Annotated in this window: 1 protein-coding gene; it reads right to left on the reverse strand. The window is 69.4% G+C overall.

Annotated features, from left to right (window positions below; all coding sequences use genetic code 11):
- Positions 1 to 93: 93 nt before the first annotated feature.
- Positions 94 to 2139, reverse strand: a complete 2046-nt coding sequence (locus ABT004_RS36270) for a M4 family metallopeptidase (protein ID WP_351346106.1) — start codon at positions 2137 to 2139, stop codon at positions 94 to 96.
- Between the last annotated feature and the right edge of the window lie 429 nt (positions 2140 to 2568).

A 2568-nucleotide genomic window follows, 5' to 3' on the forward strand; every position in this document is an offset into this window, starting at 1 on the left:
GCCCCCCCATTTTCCCCCCGCGCCGCGGGGCGCCCCCCCCCCCGCCGGGGGCCCCCCCCCCGCCCCCCCCGCGCCCAGTTGTGGGTGTGCGGTCTACGGGAACGTCAGCTTGAAGCTGTTGATGTACCCCGTGTCCTGCGGGCCGAGGTCCTGGACCTTCAGCTTCCAGGCGCCGTTCGCCGGCTCCGTGGAGGCGTTGACCGTGTACGTGGTCTGAATGTTGGGCGTCGGGTCGTACGTCGACGAGTGCAGCCGGTACGTCTTCCCGCTCGGGCCCACCAGGTCGACCTGGAGGTCACCGCTCCACGTGTGCACGATGTCGACGCCGACCTTGAGCGTGGACGGCGCGTTCCCGCTGACGCCGGTGACGGCCACGGACGAGGTGACCGCGGCCCCCGGGGAGTCGGGGATGTTCACGTTGGTGTCGTTCGTGAACGTCTTGCCGGTGCCGGGGTCGCCGCCACCCGAACGAGCGCCCACATTGATCGCGGCGAACGCGTCCTGGACCGCCTTGTACTCGGTGGACGTCGTCCCGTACAGCTCACCGGCCGCCGCGAGCGCACCGGTGCGCGCCCCCGCGTAGTTGGTGGTCGACGTGAACTTCGTGGTCAGCGCCTTGAACCAGATCAGCGCCGCCTTGTCGCGGCCGATGCCGGTGACCGGAAGACCGTCGGAGGTCGGGGAGTCGTACGTGACCCCGTTGATGGTCTTCGTGCCGCTGCCCTCGCTGAGCAGGTAGAAGAAGTGGTTGGCCGGGCCCGACGAGTAGTGCACGTCGATGGAGCCGATGCCCGAGTACCAGGAGTCCTTCGACGCGCCGTCCTTGCTCGGCTTGTCCTGGTAGCGCAGCGGGGTGCCGTTCCCGTTGATGTTGATCTTCTCGCCGATGAGGTAGTCGCCCACGTCGGACGTGTTGTTGGCGTAGAACTCGACCGCCGTCGCGAAGATGTCGGAGGTCGCCTCGTTCAACCCGCCCGATTCACCGGAGTAGTTGAGGCCCGCGGTGTTCGACGTGACGCCGTGCGTCATCTCGTGCGCGGCCACGTCCAGCGAGGTCAGCGGGTGCGTGTTGCTCGTACCGTCGCCGTACGTCATGCAGAAGCAGCTGTCGTCCCAGAACGCGTTGACGTACGCGTTGCCGTAGTGGACCCGGGAGTACGCGCCGACGCCGTCACCGCGGATGCCGGTGCGCCCCTGCACGTTCTTGTAGTAGTCCCAGGTCTCGGCGGCGCCGTAGTGCGCGTCGGCGGCGGCCGTCTCGGTGTTGGAGGCGGACCCGTTGCCCCACACGTCGTCAGTGCCGGAGTAGAGGGTGCCGGTGCCGGAGGTGCCGCGGTTCAGGTTGTACGTCTTGTGGCCGCCGCGAGCGGTGTCGTTCAGCGTGTACGAGGAACCGGACTGCGCGGTGCCGAGGGAGACGGTGCCGCTGTACTGGGTGTTGCCGGTGCCGTTCTCGATGGCCTGCCACTCGTGGAGCTTCTTGCCGGTGGCGGCGTCCGTGATGACGTGCAGCTGGTTCGGGGTGCCGTCGTCCTGGAGGCCGCCGACCACGGTCTCGTACGCGAGGGTGGGCTGCCCCTTGGCCGCGCCCTGGCCGAGCCAGACGACCTTGCGGGGCGCCTTGTCGGCCTCGGTCTTCTTCGAACCGTCGGCCTTCGCGAGCTTCAGGGCCTGCGCCTCGGCGGTGGCCGGTCTCACGTCGGCGGTCGTGTCGACGTTCTTCAGTTCGGCCTTGGCCGCCTTGGTGACGTCCTTGGTGGTTCCCGACTTCGCGGTCTCCACGATCAGGTCGCCGCCGAGGACCGGGAGTCCGCCGTAGGTCCGCTCGTAGCGGGTGTGCGTCGTGCCGTCGCGGTCCTGGAGCACGTCCCGGACGACGAGCTTTTCCTTGGCGCCGAGGTCGAGCTTCTTCGCGGTCTCGGCCTTCGCCTCGGTGGTGTTCGCGGCGCGCAGCAGTTCGGCGCGCTTGGCGGGGGAGAGCTTCGCGGGCAGGGCGCCCGGGGCGGCGCCGGTCGCGTCCGCGGTGGCGGGGAGGGACTGGAGGGTGACCGTCAGCAGGGCGGCGACGGCGCCGGCGGCGATTGCCGTGGCCCGGCGTCTGGGGGAGCCGGGTCTGTGGGAGGTCGGGTTCTTCCTCAACGCTGAACTCCTTCTGCATGGCCGCGAGTTGGGTGTGCGGCCAATGGGGAACGGGCGGCGGGTGGCCGGCCGGGCAGAGCGCAGTACGGAGTGGTGCGGTTGGGAGAGTGGCAGCAGGCGCTGCCGCGTGTCAGGAGCCTGTCAGCAGGTTGGCCGGAAATCGTTCGTTGTGCGGTGTGCATCGTTCGGTTGCCGGTGACGTGGTTGCGGACGCGGGGCTCCGCCCCGGACCCCGCTGCTCAATCGCCGCAGGGGCTTGAAATGCCCATACCGCCGCACCGGCTGAAAGACCTGCTCAAACGCCGCAGAGGCTTGAAGAACCTGCTCAGTCGCCGCAGGGGCTTGAAGAGCCTGCTCAGTCGCCGGCGGGGCTTGATCGATCAAGCCCCCCCCGCCCCGGGGGGGATCATTAAAGCCCCCCCGGCCGTG

Source organism: Streptomyces sp. NPDC002790, assembly GCF_040295505.1.
In the GTDB taxonomy this organism is placed as follows: Bacteria; Actinomycetota; Actinomycetes; order Streptomycetales; family Streptomycetaceae; genus Streptomyces.